Source organism: Klebsiella electrica, from assembly GCF_006711645.1.
GTDB classification, from domain to species: Bacteria; Pseudomonadota; Gammaproteobacteria; order Enterobacterales; family Enterobacteriaceae; genus Klebsiella; species Klebsiella electrica.
This window is the reverse complement of the sequence record NZ_CP041247.1, coordinates 3,687,736-3,704,154: the sequence shown is the minus strand read 5'-3', so window position 1 is coordinate 3,704,154 and position 16,419 is coordinate 3,687,736. Positions and strand designations below refer to the sequence as shown.

At 58.5% G+C, this 16,419-nt stretch carries 18 protein-coding genes; 5 read left to right on the top strand and 13 right to left on the bottom strand.

The annotated features are described in order from the left end of the window. The 4 genes from galT to modE form a co-directional block, all read right to left on the bottom strand. Entirely contained in the window at positions 1 to 1,047 is a 1,047-nt protein-coding gene (gene galT / locus Electrica_RS17675) for a galactose-1-phosphate uridylyltransferase (RefSeq protein WP_141965071.1), read from the bottom strand. A gap of 9 nt (positions 1,048 to 1,056) precedes the next feature. Next, the gene (gene galE / locus Electrica_RS17670) at positions 1,057 to 2,073 is read right to left on the bottom strand and encodes a UDP-glucose 4-epimerase GalE (protein ID WP_004859716.1); all 1,017 of its coding nucleotides are present in this window, start codon (positions 2,071 to 2,073) and stop codon (positions 1,057 to 1,059) included. A gap of 206 nt (positions 2,074 to 2,279) precedes the next feature. Further along, on the bottom strand, positions 2,280 to 3,755 hold the full coding sequence (modF, locus tag Electrica_RS17665) for a molybdate ABC transporter ATP-binding protein ModF (protein WP_131047685.1): 1,476 nt from the start codon (positions 3,753 to 3,755) through the stop codon (positions 2,280 to 2,282). A 67-nt stretch (positions 3,756 to 3,822) separates the two neighbouring features. Next, on the bottom strand, positions 3,823 to 4,611 hold the full coding sequence (gene modE / locus Electrica_RS17660; protein ID WP_100686261.1) for a molybdenum-dependent transcriptional regulator: 789 nt from the start codon (positions 4,609 to 4,611) through the stop codon (positions 3,823 to 3,825). Positions 4,612 to 4,764: 153 nt separating this feature from the next. Between modE and Electrica_RS17655 the strand changes: the two genes are divergently transcribed. The 4 genes from Electrica_RS17655 (at position 4,765) to modC (ending at position 7,608) form a co-directional block, all read left to right on the top strand. Beyond that, on the top strand, positions 4,765 to 4,914 hold the full coding sequence (locus Electrica_RS17655) for an AcrZ family multidrug efflux pump-associated protein (RefSeq protein WP_131047686.1): 150 nt from the start codon (positions 4,765 to 4,767) through the stop codon (positions 4,912 to 4,914). A gap of 171 nt (positions 4,915 to 5,085) precedes the next feature. Then, positions 5,086 to 5,859: a molybdate ABC transporter substrate-binding protein gene (modA, locus tag Electrica_RS17650; protein WP_131047687.1), complete on the top strand. Its 774-nt coding sequence runs from the start codon at positions 5,086 to 5,088 to the stop codon at positions 5,857 to 5,859. Continuing rightward, positions 5,859 to 6,557 (top strand): molybdate ABC transporter permease subunit, encoded by a 699-nt coding sequence (gene modB, locus Electrica_RS17645; RefSeq protein WP_100686259.1) that lies wholly within the window; start codon positions 5,859 to 5,861, stop codon positions 6,555 to 6,557. Before modA ends, modB begins: the two co-directional genes overlap by 1 nt. Beyond that, positions 6,550 to 7,608 carry a molybdenum ABC transporter ATP-binding protein ModC gene (modC, locus tag Electrica_RS17640; RefSeq protein WP_141965070.1) on the top strand — a complete coding sequence of 353 codons (1,059 nt, stop codon included), beginning with the start codon at positions 6,550 to 6,552 and terminating at the stop codon, positions 7,606 to 7,608. The genes modB and modC overlap by 8 nt, the downstream gene beginning before the upstream one ends. Here modC and Electrica_RS17635 read toward each other — a convergent pair whose 3' ends face one another. After that, complete coding sequence (locus Electrica_RS17635; protein ID WP_141965069.1) at positions 7,609 to 8,427, bottom strand: pyridoxal phosphatase; 819 nt, start codon at positions 8,425 to 8,427, stop codon at positions 7,609 to 7,611. It abuts the gene before it with no gap. 173 nt (positions 8,428 to 8,600) lie between these two features. Here Electrica_RS17635 and pgl point away from each other — a divergent pair, with 173 nt between their 5' ends. Then, positions 8,601 to 9,596 (top strand): 6-phosphogluconolactonase, encoded by a 996-nt coding sequence (gene pgl / locus Electrica_RS17630; RefSeq protein ID WP_100686256.1) that lies wholly within the window; start codon positions 8,601 to 8,603, stop codon positions 9,594 to 9,596. A gap of 111 nt (positions 9,597 to 9,707) precedes the next feature. Here the strand turns inward: pgl and Electrica_RS17625 are convergent, their stop codons facing one another. The 8 genes from Electrica_RS17625 to Electrica_RS17590 all read right to left on the bottom strand — a co-directional run bounded on the left by Electrica_RS17625 (position 9,708) and on the right by Electrica_RS17590 (position 16,336). Further along, a complete protein-coding gene (locus tag Electrica_RS17625) occupies positions 9,708 to 10,337 on the bottom strand; it encodes an NrsF family protein (protein ID WP_131047690.1) in 630 nt (209 codons plus the stop codon). Further along, positions 10,330 to 10,881, bottom strand: coding sequence for a sigma-70 family RNA polymerase sigma factor (locus Electrica_RS17620; protein ID WP_141965068.1), 552 nt, complete (start codon positions 10,879 to 10,881; stop codon positions 10,330 to 10,332). The genes Electrica_RS17625 and Electrica_RS17620 overlap by 8 nt, the downstream gene beginning before the upstream one ends. A 17-nt stretch (positions 10,882 to 10,898) precedes the next feature. Further along, positions 10,899 to 12,137, bottom strand: coding sequence for a protein-disulfide reductase DsbD family protein (locus tag Electrica_RS17615; protein ID WP_141965067.1), 1,239 nt, complete (start codon positions 12,135 to 12,137; stop codon positions 10,899 to 10,901). A 15-nt stretch (positions 12,138 to 12,152) separates the two neighbouring features. After that, a complete protein-coding gene (locus Electrica_RS17610) occupies positions 12,153 to 12,725 on the bottom strand; it encodes a peroxiredoxin (RefSeq protein WP_131047693.1) in 573 nt (190 codons plus the stop codon). Between the two features lie 169 nt (positions 12,726 to 12,894). Beyond that, positions 12,895 to 13,698: an anti-sigma factor family protein gene (locus Electrica_RS17605; RefSeq protein WP_141965066.1), complete on the bottom strand. Its 804-nt coding sequence runs from the start codon at positions 13,696 to 13,698 to the stop codon at positions 12,895 to 12,897. Next, the gene (locus Electrica_RS17600; RefSeq protein WP_407081264.1) at positions 13,695 to 14,210 is read right to left on the bottom strand and encodes a sigma-70 family RNA polymerase sigma factor; all 516 of its coding nucleotides are present in this window, start codon (positions 14,208 to 14,210) and stop codon (positions 13,695 to 13,697) included. The genes Electrica_RS17605 and Electrica_RS17600 overlap by 4 nt, the downstream gene beginning before the upstream one ends. 22 nt (positions 14,211 to 14,232) lie before the next feature. Beyond that, positions 14,233 to 14,784: a tetratricopeptide repeat protein gene (locus tag Electrica_RS17595; RefSeq protein ID WP_141965065.1), complete on the bottom strand. Its 552-nt coding sequence runs from the start codon at positions 14,782 to 14,784 to the stop codon at positions 14,233 to 14,235. Between the two features lie 268 nt (positions 14,785 to 15,052). After that, on the bottom strand, positions 15,053 to 16,336 hold the full coding sequence (locus tag Electrica_RS17590; RefSeq protein ID WP_131047696.1) for a putative acyl-CoA thioester hydrolase: 1,284 nt from the start codon (positions 16,334 to 16,336) through the stop codon (positions 15,053 to 15,055). Positions 16,337 to 16,419: the final 83 nt, after the last annotated feature.

Sequence of the window (16,419 nt, the reverse complement as noted above, 5' to 3'; positions counted from 1 at the left end):
TTATTCTCCGGATTCGCGAAAATGGACGTCGCTCACTGCCCGCAGGCGTTCGGCGGCTTGTTCGGCCGTCAAATCGCGCTGAGTTTCGGCCAGCATTTCATAGCCGACCATAAATTTGCGTACCGTCGCCGAGCGCAGCAGCGGCGGATAAAAGTGAGCGTGTAGCTGCCAGTGATTATTCTCTTTGTTATTAAACGGCGCCCCGTGCCAGCCCATGGAATATGGGAATGAGCACTGGAACAGATTGTCGTAACGGCTGGTCAGCTTTTTCAGCGCCAGCGCAAGGTCGCTGCGCTGGGCTGTGGTTAAATCGGTAAGACGCAGAATATGCGCTTTCGGCAGCAGCAGCGTCTCAAAGGGCCAGGCCGCCCAGTAAGGTACGACGGCCAGCCAATGTTCAGTTTCGACGACAGTCCGTCTGCCGTCGGCTAATTCGCGCTGAACGTAATCCACCAGCATCGGCGACCCCTGAGCGGCGAAATACCCTTTTTGCAAACGGTCTTCGCGTTCCGCCTCATTGGGCAGGAAGCTGTTGGCCCAGATCTGGCCGTGCGGGTGCGGGTTGGAGCAGCCCATCGCCGCGCCTTTGTTCTCAAAAACCTGCACCCACGGATAGGTCTGGCCCAGCTCAGCCGTCTGTTCCTGCCACGTATTAACCACGCCTTCCAGCGCTTCAACGCTCAGCTCAGGCAGCGTTTTGCTGTGATCCGGCGAGAAGCAGATGACCCGACTGGTGCCGCGCGCGCTTTGACAGCGCATCAGCGGATCGTCGCTGTTCGGGGCATCGGGGGTGTCGGTCATCAATGCCGCAAAGTCATTAGTAAACACGTAGGTACCGGTGTAATTCGGGTTGGTGTCGCCGGTGACGCGGGTGTTACCCGGACACAGAAAACAATCCGCATCGTGCGCCGGCAAGGTTGATTTTGCCGGCGTTTCCTGCGCCCCTTGCCAGGGGCGCCTGGCGCGATGCGGTGATACCAGAATCCACTGCCCGGTTAACGGGTTATAACGACGATGCGGATGGTCGACGGGGTTAAATACGCTCATGACGGTTCCTTAGTCTGGGTAACCCTGAGGATGACGGGACTGCCAGTGCCAGGTGTCCTGCGCCATCTCGTCAAGGTCGCGCGTAACGCGCCAGTTCAGTTCGCGGTCGGCCTTTTCGGCATCCGCCCAGTAGGCCGGCAGATCGCCATCGCGGCGCGGCGCGAAGTGGTAATTAACAGGTTTGCCGCAGGCTTTGCTGAAGGCATTGATCACGTCGAGGACGCTGCTGCCGACGCCTGCGCCGAGGTTATAAATGTGTACGCCTTCGCGGCCGGCCAGTTTTTCCATCGCCGCAACGTGGCCGTCGGCGAGGTCCATGACGTGGATATAGTCGCGTACGCCGGTGCCGTCAGGGGTCGGATAATCATTGCCGAAAACGGCCAGCGATTCGCGACGACCGACAGCCACCTGCGCGATGTAAGGCATCAGGTTGTTCGGGATACCCTGCGGGTCTTCGCCCATATCGCCTGACGGATGCGCGCCGACCGGGTTGAAGTAACGCAGCAGCGCAATGCTCCAGTCCGGCTGGGCTTTTTGCAGATCGGTGAGGATTTGCTCGACCATCAGCTTGCTTTTGCCATATGGGCTTTGCGGCGTGCCGGTCGGGAAGCTTTCGACATAAGGGATCTTCGGCTGATCGCCGTAGACGGTTGCCGAGGAGCTAAAAATAAAGTTCTTTACGCCAGCGGCGCGCATAGCGGAAACTAATTTAAGTGTACCGGTAACGTTATTGTCGTAATATTCCAGCGGCTTCGCGACAGATTCGCCGACGGCTTTCAGGCCGGCAAAGTGGATCACCGCTTCAATAGCGTGATCGTGCAGAATTTCTGTCATCAGCGCTTCATTACGAATATCGCCTTCGACAAAGGTGGCTGTTTTCCCGCCGAGACGTTCAATGACCGGCAATACGCTGCGCTTACTGTTGCAGAGATTGTCGAGAATAATCACTTCATGTCCCTGCAGCAGCAGTTGAACGCAGGTATGACTCCCAATGTAACCGCTACCACCTGTAACCAGTACTTTCATGATTCGCTCCAATAGGCTTATCGTGTGTGATGAAGATAGCATACCAAAGAAGTGGAAAGTGTGACACAGGCCAAATTGGTGGAATCGATTACACTAAAATACATAATGCGTGATTTTTTTATTTTTATGTTTAAAAACAGTTTATTGATGTCTTTTAGGGTTATTTTTCTGAAAAAAAACAGGGGGCCGTAGCCCCCTGTAGCGGCTCAGTCAGCGAGTGGACCGACCTGATAAGTGTAACCGTCTCCACTGCGCACAAACTCCAGTCGGTGGGTAATGCAGTCCGGTGCATCTTCGGCGTGGTGGGAGACAAACAGCAGTTGAGTGGCGCCTTCGCTAATCAACACATCCACGAAACGCCGCACCAGCTGACGGTTAAGCGGATCCAGTCCCTGCAGGGGCTCGTCAAGGATCAGCAGCGTCGGGTGCTTCACCAGCGCCCGGACAATCAGCGCCAGCCGCTGTTGTCCCCACGAGAGACCGTGGAACGGCGCATCGGCGGTACGCTTGTCGATCCCCAGAATATCCAGCCAGTTCTGCACCAGCTTGCGCTGCTTATCGGAAACGGCCTGATAAATACCGATAGAGTCGAAATAACCCGACAGAATCACGTTGCGCACCGTGGTACTGACGCGGTACTCAAGATGCAGGCTGCTGCTGACGTAGCCAATATGCTTTTTGATGTCCCAGATGGTTTCACCGCTGCCGCGGCGGCGGCCAAAGAGGGTCAGGTCGTTGCTGTAGCCCTGCGGATGGTCGCCGGTTACCAGACTGAGCAGGGTCGATTTACCGGCGCCATTGGGACCGACTATCTGCCAGTGTTCACCGGGGTTAACGGTCCAGCTCAGGTGCTCGATGATTGGCCGGTCGTTGTATGACACCACGCCATCCCGCAGGACGATGCGCGGCGCCCCGGCGTCGAGAGCATGGCGGGCGGCGGGGGCGTCTGGTTCCGGTAAGCTCATGCCCGTCAGTTTTTCGCTGTGCGCCAGTTGGGCGATCAGCGCCTGTTGCAGCAGCGCCTGCTTTTCTCCGGTTTCGCTGAGGGTACAATCGGCCAGCACGCCGGCAAACTGGACAAACGGCGGAATCTCATCGAAGCGGTTGAGTACCAGCACCAGCGTGAGTCCTTCGCGGTGCAACCTCTCCAGCAGCCCGGCAAGCTGTTGGCGGGAAGCGACGTCCAGGCCGTCAAAAGGCTCGTCGAGAATCAACAGGTCCGGCTGGGTCATCAGCGCCTGGCAGAGCAGCGTTTTACGCGTTTCTCCGGTGGAGAGGTATTTAAAGCGGCGCGGGAGCAAAGACGTAATGCCGAACAATTCCGCCAGGCGCGCGCAGCGGGCGGCATCTCTGGACTCTTCCTGGATAATCTCCTCCGTCGTGCGGCCGGTGTCCTCTTCGCCTGGGCTGAGTAAGTCGGTATTGTTACGTTGCCATTCGTCGCTGACCAGCTTCTGCAACTGTTCGAAGGAGAGGCGGGTTACCCGGGGAAAGCGGTTTTCATCGCGGCCGGACAGCAGGGTGAGCTCACCGGACAGCGCGCGAGCCAGCGCCGACTTCCCGCTACCGTTGCTGCCGACGAAGGCCCAGCTTTCGCCGACGCCAACGGTGAGGTGTTCGATTTTTAACGTTTTTGTGTCGCTCAGGCGAAACGTGCCTTGCGAAATTTGCAATGATGACATTGTGTATCCCACTTTTTGCAGCGATTTGCCACAGGGATACGACGTCACGCGCGCAATGTCAATGCCGTCAGCATAACGTGGCGAGAATGATTCGATCGGCATTAAAATATGCTATTGCCTCAGCACCTTCTGCCAGTTTTCGGGTCTGTTCCAACGGTAAGGTGGCGCACAAACTCTGGCCGTCAGGCAGCGCCATCAACACTTCACACTGCTCCGGGCCATACTCGATATGGCTGATTCGCCCGGTGAGTTGATTATCGGCCTCTTTAGCAACCGTCGGGTCCTGGGTCATTGCCACCCAGGGGGCCTTCAGCAGCAGCAGAACTTCCTGGCCCTCATCCAGGCCGAGACGCTCTGCGCTCTGCGCGGTGATAGCGACTTTTAAGCGGGTCTGGCGATCGGCAAGCAGCACCTCGACATGTTGCTGTACCTGCTGGTGGTCGCGGCCAGTGATGGTGCCAAACCACTGATTACGCGCGCTGGTCTGCAGCGAGAAGCGCGAAATAGCGGCCAGCAGGCTGTCGAGAGGCAGGGCGTCGTCGTCACTCAGCACATCGAAGGCTTTTTGCTGAATTTGCGCCAGCAGGTCGTACAGCTGGATCAGCCGCTGTCCGTAGCGGGTCAGCACGGCACCGCCGCCGCCTTTGCCACCGGTAGCCCTGTCCACCAGCGTCTGTTCGCTGAGCTGGTTCATCTCATTGATGGCGTCCCACGCGCTTTTATAGCTGATGCCCGCGTTTTTCGCCCCCTGGCTAATCGATCCGGTGCTATCGATCTGTTTTAACAGGGCGATACGACGAGGATCGGCGAACAGGCGCTGCTGTAGCTTGAGGGTCAGAAGAATTTCGGCCTGCATAATGATATCCTGGCAAAAAAGAGTATTGTGACCGATAGCGGTCATCTTGCAAGATGCATCTGTCGCCGCTATCGGCCCGCCACCGCACAAATGGGGCGTGTTTTTCCAGCTGAAGCGGTTACAATAAAGCATTCGTACTTTCTGGAGCCAACCATGTTAGAGCTATTGAAAAGTCTGGTGTTTGCCCTTGTCATGGTCCCGGTGGTGATGGCCATCATCCTGGGTCTGATTTACGGTCTGGGCGAAGTGTTTAACATCTTCTCCGGCGTAGGTCACAAAGATCGCGGCCAGCAGAACAACTGACTTCCCGGCGCCCGGTTTTCCGGGCGTTGTCTTTTCCTCTTTCCTTTCTACTTTTCCACCTTCTTTTCCGCTCTCTTTTGATCCTCCTCTACCTGGCACCAATTCGCGCTGGGAAAACCCTGATCTTATCGTTATATTATCCCCTACATAACGCACTCACAGGAGTTTCAGATGGCACGTCAATGGTTACGCTTGTTTGCCGGAGCGACGCTAACGCTTTCCCTCGCGGGTCACGCGCTGGCAGAAGAGGGGAAAGTTACGGTGTTTGCCGCGGCATCGTTAACGAATGCGATGCAGGATATTGCGAAGGCCTATAAGAAAGAGAAAAACGTCGATGTGGTCTCGTCGTTTGCCTCTTCATCGACGCTGGCACGGCAAATCGAAGCCGGCGCGCCTGCGGACCTGTTTATCTCCGCCGACCAGAAGTGGATGGATTACGCGGTCGAGAAAAAAGCGATCGATAGCGCCTCGCGTACGACGCTGCTTGGCAACAGCCTGGTGGTTGTCGCGCCTAAAGCCAGCGCGCAGGGCGAGATGGTGATTAACAACAAAACCGACTGGACCAGTCTGCTGAAAGGCGGCCGCCTGGCCGTTGGCGACCCGGAGCACGTGCCGGCAGGCATCTACGCGAAAGAAGCGCTGCAAAAACTGGGTGCCTGGGAGACGCTGGCGCCGAAACTGGCACCGGCTGAAGACGTACGCGGAGCGCTGGCGCTGGTTGAGCGTAACGAAGCCCCGCTGGGGATCGTCTACGGTTCCGATGCGGTGGCGAGCAAAGGTGTGAAAGTGGTCGGGACGTTCCCGGAAGATTCGCACAAGAAAGTTGAATACCCGCTGGCTATCGTCGACGGGCATAAAAATGCCACCGTCACCGGGTTTTACGACTACCTGAAAGGGCCGCAGGCGGCCGCCATCTTCAAACAATACGGATTTACCACCCGCTAATGATTTTAAGCGATCCCGAATGGCAGGCGGTACTGCTGAGCCTGAAAGTCTCATCCCTGGCGGTGGTGTTAAGCTTACCTTTTGGGATTTTTATCTCATGGTTGCTGGTGCGGCGCAATTTCCCCGGAAAGGCGCTGCTCGACAGTATTATCCACCTGCCGCTGGTGCTGCCGCCGGTGGTGGTGGGCTACCTGCTGTTGATTGCCATGGGGCGGCGTGGTTTTATCGGCAGTTGGCTGTATGACTGGTTCGGTTTGACCTTTGCCTTCAGCTGGCGCGGGGCGGTGCTGGCGGCGGCGGTCATGTCGTTTCCGCTGATGGTGCGGGCCATTCGCCTGGCGCTGGAAGGGGTGGACGTCAGGCTGGAACAGGCGGCGCGAACCCTGGGGGCGGGCCGTTGGCGGGTGTTTTTTACGATAACGCTGCCGCTGACGCTGCCGGGCATTATCGTCGGTACCGTTCTGGCCTTCGCCCGCTCGCTAGGGGAGTTTGGCGCCACCATTACCTTTGTCTCCAATATCCCGGGGGAAACGCGCACCATTCCTTCGGCAATGTATACCCTGATTCAGACTCCGGGCGGCGAAGGGGCTGCCGCACGTTTATGTTTGATTTCCATCGTGCTGGCGCTGGTATCGCTACTGGTTTCTGAATGGCTGGCGCGTCTTAGCCGCGTGCGGACGGGGAAATCAGATGCTTGAACTCCATTTCACCCAGACGCTGGGTAACCACTGCCTGAGTATTAATGAAACGCTGCCTGCCAGCGGCATCACCGCTGTTTTTGGCGTCTCCGGCGCGGGCAAAACCTCTCTGATTAATGCCATCAGCGGCCTGACCCGGCCGCAGAAAGGGCGGATCGTGCTCAACGGCAGGGTCTTGAATGATACCGAAAAACGTATCTGCCTGGCCCCGGAAAAGCGGCGGGTGGGCTATGTGTTCCAGGACGCGCGCCTGTTTCCACACTACAAGGTACGCGGCAATCTGAAGTACGGCATGGCGAAAAGCATGGCGGGGCAGTTTGATAAGCTGGTGGCGCTGCTCGGTATTGAACCGCTGCTTGAGCGCCTGCCGGGCGGCCTGTCCGGCGGAGAAAAACAACGGGTGGCCATTGGCAGAGCGCTTCTCACCGCCCCTGAGCTGTTGCTGCTTGATGAACCGCTGGCCTCGCTGGATATTCCTCGTAAACGCGAGCTGCTGCCGTACCTGCAGCGGCTGGCGCGTGAAATACATATTCCGATGCTCTACGTCAGCCACTCGCTGGATGAGATTCAACATCTGGCGGATAAAGTGCTGGTGCTGGAGGAGGGGCGAGTCAAAGCCTTTGGCGACCTGGAAGAGGTATGGAGCAGCAGCGTGATGCATCCGTGGCTACCGCCGGATCAACAGAGCACAATACTGAACCTGTCCGTTGCCGCGCAGCATCCCCGCTATGCCATGACCGCGCTGGCGCTGGGTGAGCAGCAGATCTGGGTGAACTATCTCGACCGGCCAGTCGGCGAGGCGACGCGAATTCGCATCCAGGCCTCCGACGTATCGCTGGTGCTCGAACAGCCGCAGCAGACCAGCATTCGCAATATTTTGCCGGCGCAGGTGGTGCAGTGTATTGAAACACACGGGCAGATTGAAGTGCAGTTGAGCCTCAGCGGCCGCACGCTGTGGGCGCGCATCAGCCCATGGGCCAGAGATGACCTGGGGATTACGCCAGGCCAATGGCTGTATGCGCAGATTAAAAGCGTTTCGATTGCCGCCTGATTACAGCAGGTTGCGGTTGATGAAGTCGGCAATACTGTTGCTTTCGTTTTCGCCAATGACCACGTTGGCGCGCGCTTTGACTTCCTCAACCGCATTGCCCATCGCCACGCCGGTTCCGGCGGCTTCCAGCATACTGAGGTCATTATAGTTATCGCCAAAGGCCACCACATCCTGCATCGACAGGCCCTGGGCTTCCACCCACTGCGCCAGGCGTTTGCCTTTGCTGTTGCCCGCGCGGGCGATATCGACCTGATCGTGCCACGACCATTCACACTCCAGCCCCAGCGTCTGTCCCACATCAAGGGCAAACTGTTGCAGCTTAGGAATATCTTCATCGGTGAGAGCAAACTTCCACACCGACTGGACGTCGCGGGCAGCCTGCGCCAGCGAATCGACCTGAGTGAACACCGGACGTTGCTCGACCGGCAGCGACTGTGCCCAGCGGGTCGTACGGATAACGTGGCCGGTCGGGCGTTCATAGAGCATGGCGTCGTCAACATACATCAGGCCGTGGATATCGTGAGCGGCGAGCATATCGGTCAGGCTCAACGCCTTATCGACCGGCATCGGATCGGACTGCAGAACCTTTTTTGCCTGATAATCATACAAATAAGTGCCATTACAACAAATTGCAGGTGTATCCAGAGCCAGTGCCTGATAAAAAGGGTGGATAGCGACGTGATGTCGGCCAGTGACGACGATCACCTGGAACCCCGCCTCTCTGGCGCGGGCCAGGGCTTCCAGCGAAGCGGGCAGAATAGTTTTGTTGGAGGTGAGCAGGGTGCCGTCTAAATCCAGTGCAATCACGCGTGATGTCATGTGTTGTTTCCGGTTAATGATGAAAAAAGTGCCTGGCACGATGGTACACCGCTATGCCAGCGGGGCAAATTTTTCAGCATCTACCGTTAAAAGAGTCTATACATTGCATCAGCCCAATCGCCTGATGAATGAAATGTATACGTTTTCCCTGTGCAGTGAGGAAAGGAGCAGTCATGAAACAAACCGTTTATACCGCCAGCCCGGAAAGCCAGCAGATTCATGTCTGGAGTCTCGATCTTGAGGGTAACCTGAAGCTTGTTCAGGTTGTCGATGCCCCGGGTCAGGTTCAGCCGATGGTGGTGAGCCCGAATAAAGAGTATCTCTATGTTGGCGTACGTCCGGAGTTTCGCGTCCTGGCTTACCGCATTGCGCCCGATAACGGCGCGCTGACTTTCGCTGGCGAAGCGGCGCTGCCGGGCAGCCCGACGCATATTTCGACCGATCATCAGGGCCGTTTTGTCTTCAGCGCGTCCTATAACGCCGGCTGCGTGAGCGTTACTCCGCTGACCGATGGCCTGCCGGGTGAAACGGTGGCCGTTGTGGAAGGGCTGGAAGGGTGCCACTCGGCCAATATTTCTCCCGACAACCGCACCCTGTGGGTCCCGGCGCTGAAACAGGATCGTATTTGCCTGTTTACCCTCGGCGATGATGGATTCCTCGCCGCGCAAGAACCGGCGGAAGTGACCACCGTTGAAGGAGCTGGCCCGCGTCACATGGTGTTCCACCCGAATCAGCAATACGGCTACTGTGTGAACGAACTGAACAGCTCCGTTGACGTCTGGGAGCTGAAAGATCCGCATGGCGAAATTGAGTGCGTCCAGACGCTGGATATGATGCCTGGCGATTTTACCGGCGTACGCTGGGCGGCGGATATTCATCTGACGCCGGATGGCCGTCACCTGTACGCCTGTGACCGCACCGCCAGCATCATCACCATTTTCAGCGTATCCGAGGATGGCAGCGTGCTGTCCGTCGAAGGGTATCAGCCGACGGAAGCGCAGCCGCGCGGTTTCAACCTCGATCACAGCGGTAAATATCTGATAGCGGCGGGGCAGAAATCCCACCATATTGCGGTCTATGAGATTGCCGGTGAGCAGGGACTATTGAAAGAGAAAGGGCGCTATGCCGTCGGTCAGGGGCCAATGTGGGTGGTCGTTAACGCTCACTAATTTGCTGAGATAAAAACCTCGCCGCGCGAGGTTTTTTTATCGGTTCGCGCAGCCTGAGAGGCTGGCAGGCAAAGCGCCATTCACCCGATAGCGCTGAGAGGCGGCAGAGCGTTAATCCAGCGCCACCCAGCGCCTGCCAACCAGCACCGTCAGCGCCACTATGGTGACGATCGCCGCCAGATGCATGACAAAATCCATCGGATGCAGATGCACCGGATGGCAAAACGCCAGCAGGCTGACCGCCATGCTGGCAATGCCCAGTCCCGCCATTGCCAGGCTGCGCACCGGATGCAGCGTTCGGCTGCGGCGCAGACTGGCAATCATCAGCGCCATCATTGGCGTGCTGACCACCAGCAAAAAGGTAAAGCAGGGCGTGCTGTCGCTCTCCGCCACCCGCAGCGCCGGATAGGGAATGCTGCTGATACTCAACCCCAGCCACATCAGCCCAATCGGCAGCAGGGCTTTCCAGCTGAGCGAACGCCGGCCGGCAATACTCATCGTGAAGGCGCTGCGAATCGCCAGCGCGCCGAGCGCAAAAGCCAGCACCAGCTGCACCACCGCCAGAGGGGCGCCGGGCTGTGACCAGTCGGTCGGACTGCGTTGCACAAGGAAACTGGCGGCCACCGCGCACGGCAGCGCCGCTGCCAGCCAGCTCAGAACCCGCCTGCCGGTCGACGGCAGGCGTTTCACCGGCCGCATGTCGCGCCCCAGTTTGTCAATTAACAGGTCATGATTAGTCATGATGAGCTCCAAAACGGCGCAGGTTTTTCAGCGCCCGATGCAGCAGCGATTTCACTGCGGCGACACTCAGATTATTATGTGCAGCGGCTTCCGTCAGGCTCATTTCGCGCAGATGGACGTGCTCCACAATGGCTCGTTGGCGGGAGGGGAGCTGGCGCAAATAGCCTGCCAGCTCCTCCCGGCTATCCCGTTTTTGCGGATCCGGGGAGGTTGCCGGTTCCGGCAGCGTCTCTTCAGGGATCTCCCACTGCTGATAGCGGCCGCGACGGCGCAGCGCATCAACGGCCCGCGCCGAGATAATTGCCATCAGCCAGGGCAAAAAAGGGTAGGTCGGATCGTAGGTATGGCGTACCCGATGCACCGTCAGCAGCACATCCTGAATGACATCTTCCACTAACGCGTCGTCGGCGATTCGCTTACGTATCTGCGAACGAATCACCGGCACCAGCGCTTTTAACAGCCGGGTGTAGGCGAGCTGATCGCCCGCCTGCGCCTGCTCCATTAGCGTGGGCCAGCTTTCACGTGCGCTATCGTTTATGTCCATAATCCGCCTTGTTGCGTTTACGCTTTGTTGCCGGTTGCCTGGTTCAGTGCGTTCACGACAATGCCCGGCGTCAGAATCTGCGGCAGGACTTTCGGCGGCCCGCCATCGGCAGGATAGACCACGTACAGCGGCAAGCCGCCCTGACCAAATTGATTCAGCGCATCATCGACGTCCGGATTAAATTTAGTCGAGTCTGCCACCATATACAGCGTCCCGGTTTTTGCCAGCGCCTCTTTAACGGCCTGGGTTGAAAGCGATGTCTTTTCGTTAACCTGGCAGGTGATACACCAGGAGGCGGTGAAGTTAACAAAGATAGCTTTGCCGTGGCCGCGCTGCGCCTCGACGGCCTGCGGCGTCCATTTTTCCGCAGCGGTTTCGGCGGTCGCGACAGTCTGTGCGCCGGGCGACACGGAATCAGCCTGAATCAGACCGGCCAGCGGGGCAATAACCGCGACGGCGAGCAGGCCGGTGACGGCGAACAGGCGCTTATGCCCTTTGCCCTGAAAGCGACGCTGCTGGGCGATGCCATAGATCCAGGCGGCAAAACTGAGCGCCATGGAGACCGCCAGTAGTGTTGCCAGCGCGCTGTTACCGGCCTGCTGCGCCAGCACCCAGACCAGCCAGGCGTAAGCGCCGAACATCGGAAAGGCCAGCGCACGTTTAAGTATATCCATCCAGGCGCCAGGGCGAGGGAGGAGTGCCGCCAGCGCCGGAAACAGCGAGACGAGAGTGAACGGAGCGGAAAAGCCGAGCGCGAGGGCAAAAAACACGGCCAGCGCGGTAGCCGGCGGCTGCACCAGCGCATAGCCAATCGCGCTGGCCATAAACGGCGCCGCGCACGGGGTCGCAACGACGATAGCCAGCGCGCCGGTCATCGCCGAGCGTAAAAAGGCGCCGCGGCCAATCTCCAGCCCGCCGACGCGCTGCGCCGATAGACCGACTTCGAACACCCCCAGCAGGTTAAGCGCGGCGGCGAGGATCACCAGCGCAAGCAGGGCAATCACCAGCGGCGATTGCAGCTGGAACCCCCAGCCAACGGCGGCACCGCCGGCGCGGGCAGCCAGCAGAACAGCGGCTAGCAGCAGCATGGTGACCAGCACACCAAGTAAAAAAGCCAGCCCTTCGCGACGAGCGCCCACGGCGTTATCCGTATGGCGCAGAAGCCCGAGTGCTTTCAGGGAGATGACCGGAAAAACGCAGGGCATAAAGTTGAGGATGATGCCGCCAATAAAGGCGGCCAGCATGGCGGTGAGCATCGCTGGCCTCTTTGCTTAGTGGGTTTGCGGGTGGGCGGCGTCGTACTGCTTGACGGCGGCCAGCGTTTTCTCGATATGAGCGTCCGGATTTCGGTCGGTGTAGCTGAGCAGAATCGTTCTGTCCGGCGCAATGACAAATGAAGTCCGGTCGGAGACGGTCTTGCCCTTCATCTCCATTAGCGTTTGATACTGTGCGGCCACTTTCGCCCCCGGATCCGCGGCGACGGCGAACTTATCGCGGCACTCCAGTTTAGAAAAATCGCTGACCTGGTCGGTGTTACCGGCGGTGACGCCGATGACGGTGGCGCCCATTTTGTTGAATTCATCGGTGGCTTCGGCAAAATCGTGGGCCTCAATGGTGCAGCCAGCGGTAAAGGCCGCCGGGAAGAAATAGAGCACCACCGGCCCCTTTTGCAAAGCCTGCTGCAAGGAGAAGGCGATCGGTTTACCGGCTAAGGCACCCTGCAGTTCGAAAGCGGGGGCTTGCGCGCCGACGGGCAGCGCCGCGTTGACGTTAAAGGCGGTGGCGGACAGGCCAAGCGCCACGGTCAGGGTCAAAGAACGGGCGAGGTTTTTCATCAGTTTCATTATGAGCTCCAGCGATGTCAGGGCGTTCTGGTCAGGTGACTCTGCTATACAGTTCGCCGCAGTGAGAAAGAAAGTTTCGCCGGGGGAAAAATATTTAGCGCCAGGCGCGATGACCGACGGCAATCCTCAACGAGGCTGAGGACAACCTCGCCCCGAAGGGCGACGCTGGTTATGACAGTAAGCGCTGCAATTCGCTGGCGTTAGCCTGTAATTGCGCATCAGGATTGCGGCCAATCAGCACGAACTGATATCCGTTAGCGCGCCACCAGGCGAGGTTCATGCCGTGCCGCCGTTCGGCGTTTATCCTCGCATCGTTTTGCTGGCTGGCCGTAGAGATGCACAGCGCCATCGGTCCATACGCCGCGTGAATCCAGGCGATCTGCGCAATGGTGGTTCGCTCGTAGCGCAGGATGCGCACCATTTTTAGCTCGGCACCCGGCAGCGCGAGCTGCTGCGGCTTGAGCGCTAAACCAATATCTTCGGCGGTACGCGTCAGGCCGCGCTGTAATATCGCCGGTGAACTGTCCAGAGCGAGCAGAGTTTCCGCGCTATAAAGCGACATGTAACGGGCTTCAAGATCGCGAATGTTCTCGCTCTCATCAGGTTCGTCGGCCTCGGGACGGGCCAGATAGCCTAAGCCGCTGCCGATCAGTAAAAAAGTGAGCGAGGCGGCAATCATGGCACGGCGGCTAAAGGCCGGGGGGCGTGTCGGGATGTCCGCCGCGGACAGCGCGGCCAACTGGGCATCAAGCCGGCTCTGCATGCGCGCGACGGGAGCCTGTTCCAGCAGCGGGGCAAACGCCTGCTGATAATTCTGCGGCTTGCTCTTCAGTTCGGCAGTGCGTGCGGCCAGCTGCCGATCCTCCCGGAGGGCGGCTTCAAAGCGGCGGGCGTCGGGAGTGCTCATTTCGCCGTCCAGCCAGGCAATAATGGCCTCATCGCTATAGGGGGGCGTAAAAAAGGATGATTTCACAAGCGTTTCTCCCTGGCTGAAGGGGCGGGACTGAGCGTTTTTGCCAGCGTCGATCGCGCCGCCGCCAGCCGGCTCATCACCGTACCGATGGGGACCGATAGCGTGTCGGCCGCCTCCTGATAGGTAAAACCTTCAACATAAACTAAAAATACCGCGTTGCGTTGGGCTTCCGGCAGGGCGCTGACCTGGCGCATAAGCTGCTGATACTGACGATGATCTTTATTCATTTCACGGTCATCGGCGGCGAGCAGCGGGTCGGTTTCGACGAAGCCTTGCCCCATTCGGACGTGACGCGCCCGCAGTTCGGAAATCCAGATGGAGTGAAGAATAGTGAACAGCCACCGGTCGATGCGGGTACCCGGCGTAAACTGCGCGCTCCGTTCGAGCGCGCGAACGCAGGTTGACTGAACCAGCTCTTCGGCAATATCGCGATTGCGCGACAGAATCAGCCCGTAGCGCCAAAGACGGGCCAGATGTGCGGCAAGTTGTGAACGAACGTCGCTGGTTGTAATTTTTTTACCCTCGCGATGACCTTCAGGATTCCGGGTGTCCGTTAATGGCGGCCTGCAAATCGCGATACTCCTCGCAGCGTTGACCGCAAATCCCGGAGATCACTTTAAGCTGTTCCTGCGCCAGATCCCGGCGGCCTTTTACCATCCACGCTTCGCCAAGATACTCACGCGCTTTGGCGTAGTCGGGCTTAAGCGCCAGCGCGCGCTGATAATAGCCAATCCCTTCATCGGTACGTCCGAGCTTACGGGTGGCATAGCCGCGATAGTTCCAGGCCTCTGCCGTGTTGCCGTTTTTCAGCGAGTCCAGCAGGTTCAGTGCCGCCTGATACTGCCCTTTTTTCGCCAGATGATAGGCGTAGTTGGTTTTATCCCGATCGCTAAGGTTGCTGGTTTTATCCGGGACGCACTGTTTGCTGACGCTGTCATAAACCTGCCCGCTGGGGCAGTCCGGCGTTTTGCTCTGGGTGCTGTTATCACCCATGGCGAATGACGGCGATGCGTATAACAAACATAGCAGTGCCGGAACCATTAAGCGGCGCGCAGCCGGCTGAATCGATAAGATAAGTGCGTTCATTTTTCGTCTCCATGAGTCGCGATGCGGGTAACCCGGCGCCGTCCCATCTTGGGGTGAACCGTGCCGGAAGGTCGTGGTGTTCTTACTGTGAGTAAACGCATCAGCGGGGATTTTTATTCGCCGAAAAATGATATTTTTTGCACGTGCGACAAAAGCCGCTGCGCTGGGGATGTATTGCGGGCGTGGAGCGCAGGAGAAAGCGCAAGAGAAAGTCGCTAAGCAAAATAGCGCAAGAAGAAGGGGGAGACGCGCTCCCCCTTGCTAAGCGTTACTGCTTCGGCTCTGCGACAATCACGCTGCCAACGCCGCGGTTATTGTATTCCCACATGCGGTTGAAGCTGCTGTCGTTGAGATTACGCTGCGGCACGCCTTTCGCATCCACAGCACCGGTGTTGCCGCTGAACGCGCGGTTGGAAATGGCCGCATCGGCCCACGGCTTCGCCACGTTGAAGCCTTCATTGATGGCGCTGTCGCGGATGACAACCTGGCCATTGGTGGCGCTGTCGACATCAAGAGAGCGCCCCAGCTGTGCCACGCCGTTGCCGGCGGCGGTAAAGCGACTGTTCACGGCCAGGAAGCCGTAGGTGACGCTTTTCAACGTTGCCGGTGCAAAGACGTAGGCCTCTTTCTGCGTACGTGAATTCACGACGCGGAAATCGGTGTTATCAAACACCACGGCACCGCGGCCGGAAACGATATCAACATCGCCTTCGATGTAGCTGTTGCTCACCAGGGTGCGGGTCTGGCGATCGTTTTGCAGACGGTTCTGCACGCCGCTGTTGGTGACGAAGAAAGTGTTCTGGCGACCGAGAATGTTGACGTTGTTAATCTGTACCTGGTCGCCATCGCTGCGCAGCGCAACGGCCTGGTGAGTCCCGGCATCCACGCTGTCGCCAAGGTTGTTGGCGATGGTCAGGTTCTGCAGCTGCAGGCCGGTGTTCTGCGACCAGAATACCGCGGAACACATCACGCCGACGGTGGCGGCGCGTTTGCTCTGGCAGCTGTCAAACATATACCACGCCGGTTTACCCGGCATATATTTGCCGGCCGGGTTGACCAGGTGGCGCCAGCTGGTCACGTCCATTTGCGAGTCAATGGCCTGGCTGATTTTCACATCCAGCGGCTTCTCGCCGGTGCCGTATAGCGTCAGCGCGCCGGGTGCCGCAGGGACATACACGGTACCCGTATATTCACCCGGCATAATCGCAATAAACTGACGACGATTGGAGTGACGGGCGATAGCTGCATCAACCGCGGCCTGAATGGTGGTATGGGTCACGCCCTGGGCGCCCGCCGGGCCGACGACGAAGTCAGGCTGAGACGGGATGCTGATGGCCGTCGGGGTCCACGCTGCGGCGTTGGGATCCAGGGACTGGAAATAGCTTGCCGGAGTGAAATTCTTCGCTTCATCAGCGGTTAACACAGGGCGAGAGGCGGTGCCCGGCGCAGTCTGCGTCGAGGGCTGTTGATCGGCAGGGGTTGAGCTACAGGCGGATAACGTCACGCCAAAAGCCAGTGCCAGCGTCAGGCGGGAAACTGAGAATGTGTTCATGTTGCTCCGGGCAAGAATCAATTAACAAAACCTGTCATTCTTCTGGCTGCCTTTTTGATGGCGTAGGTGTTGATTTCCGCCGC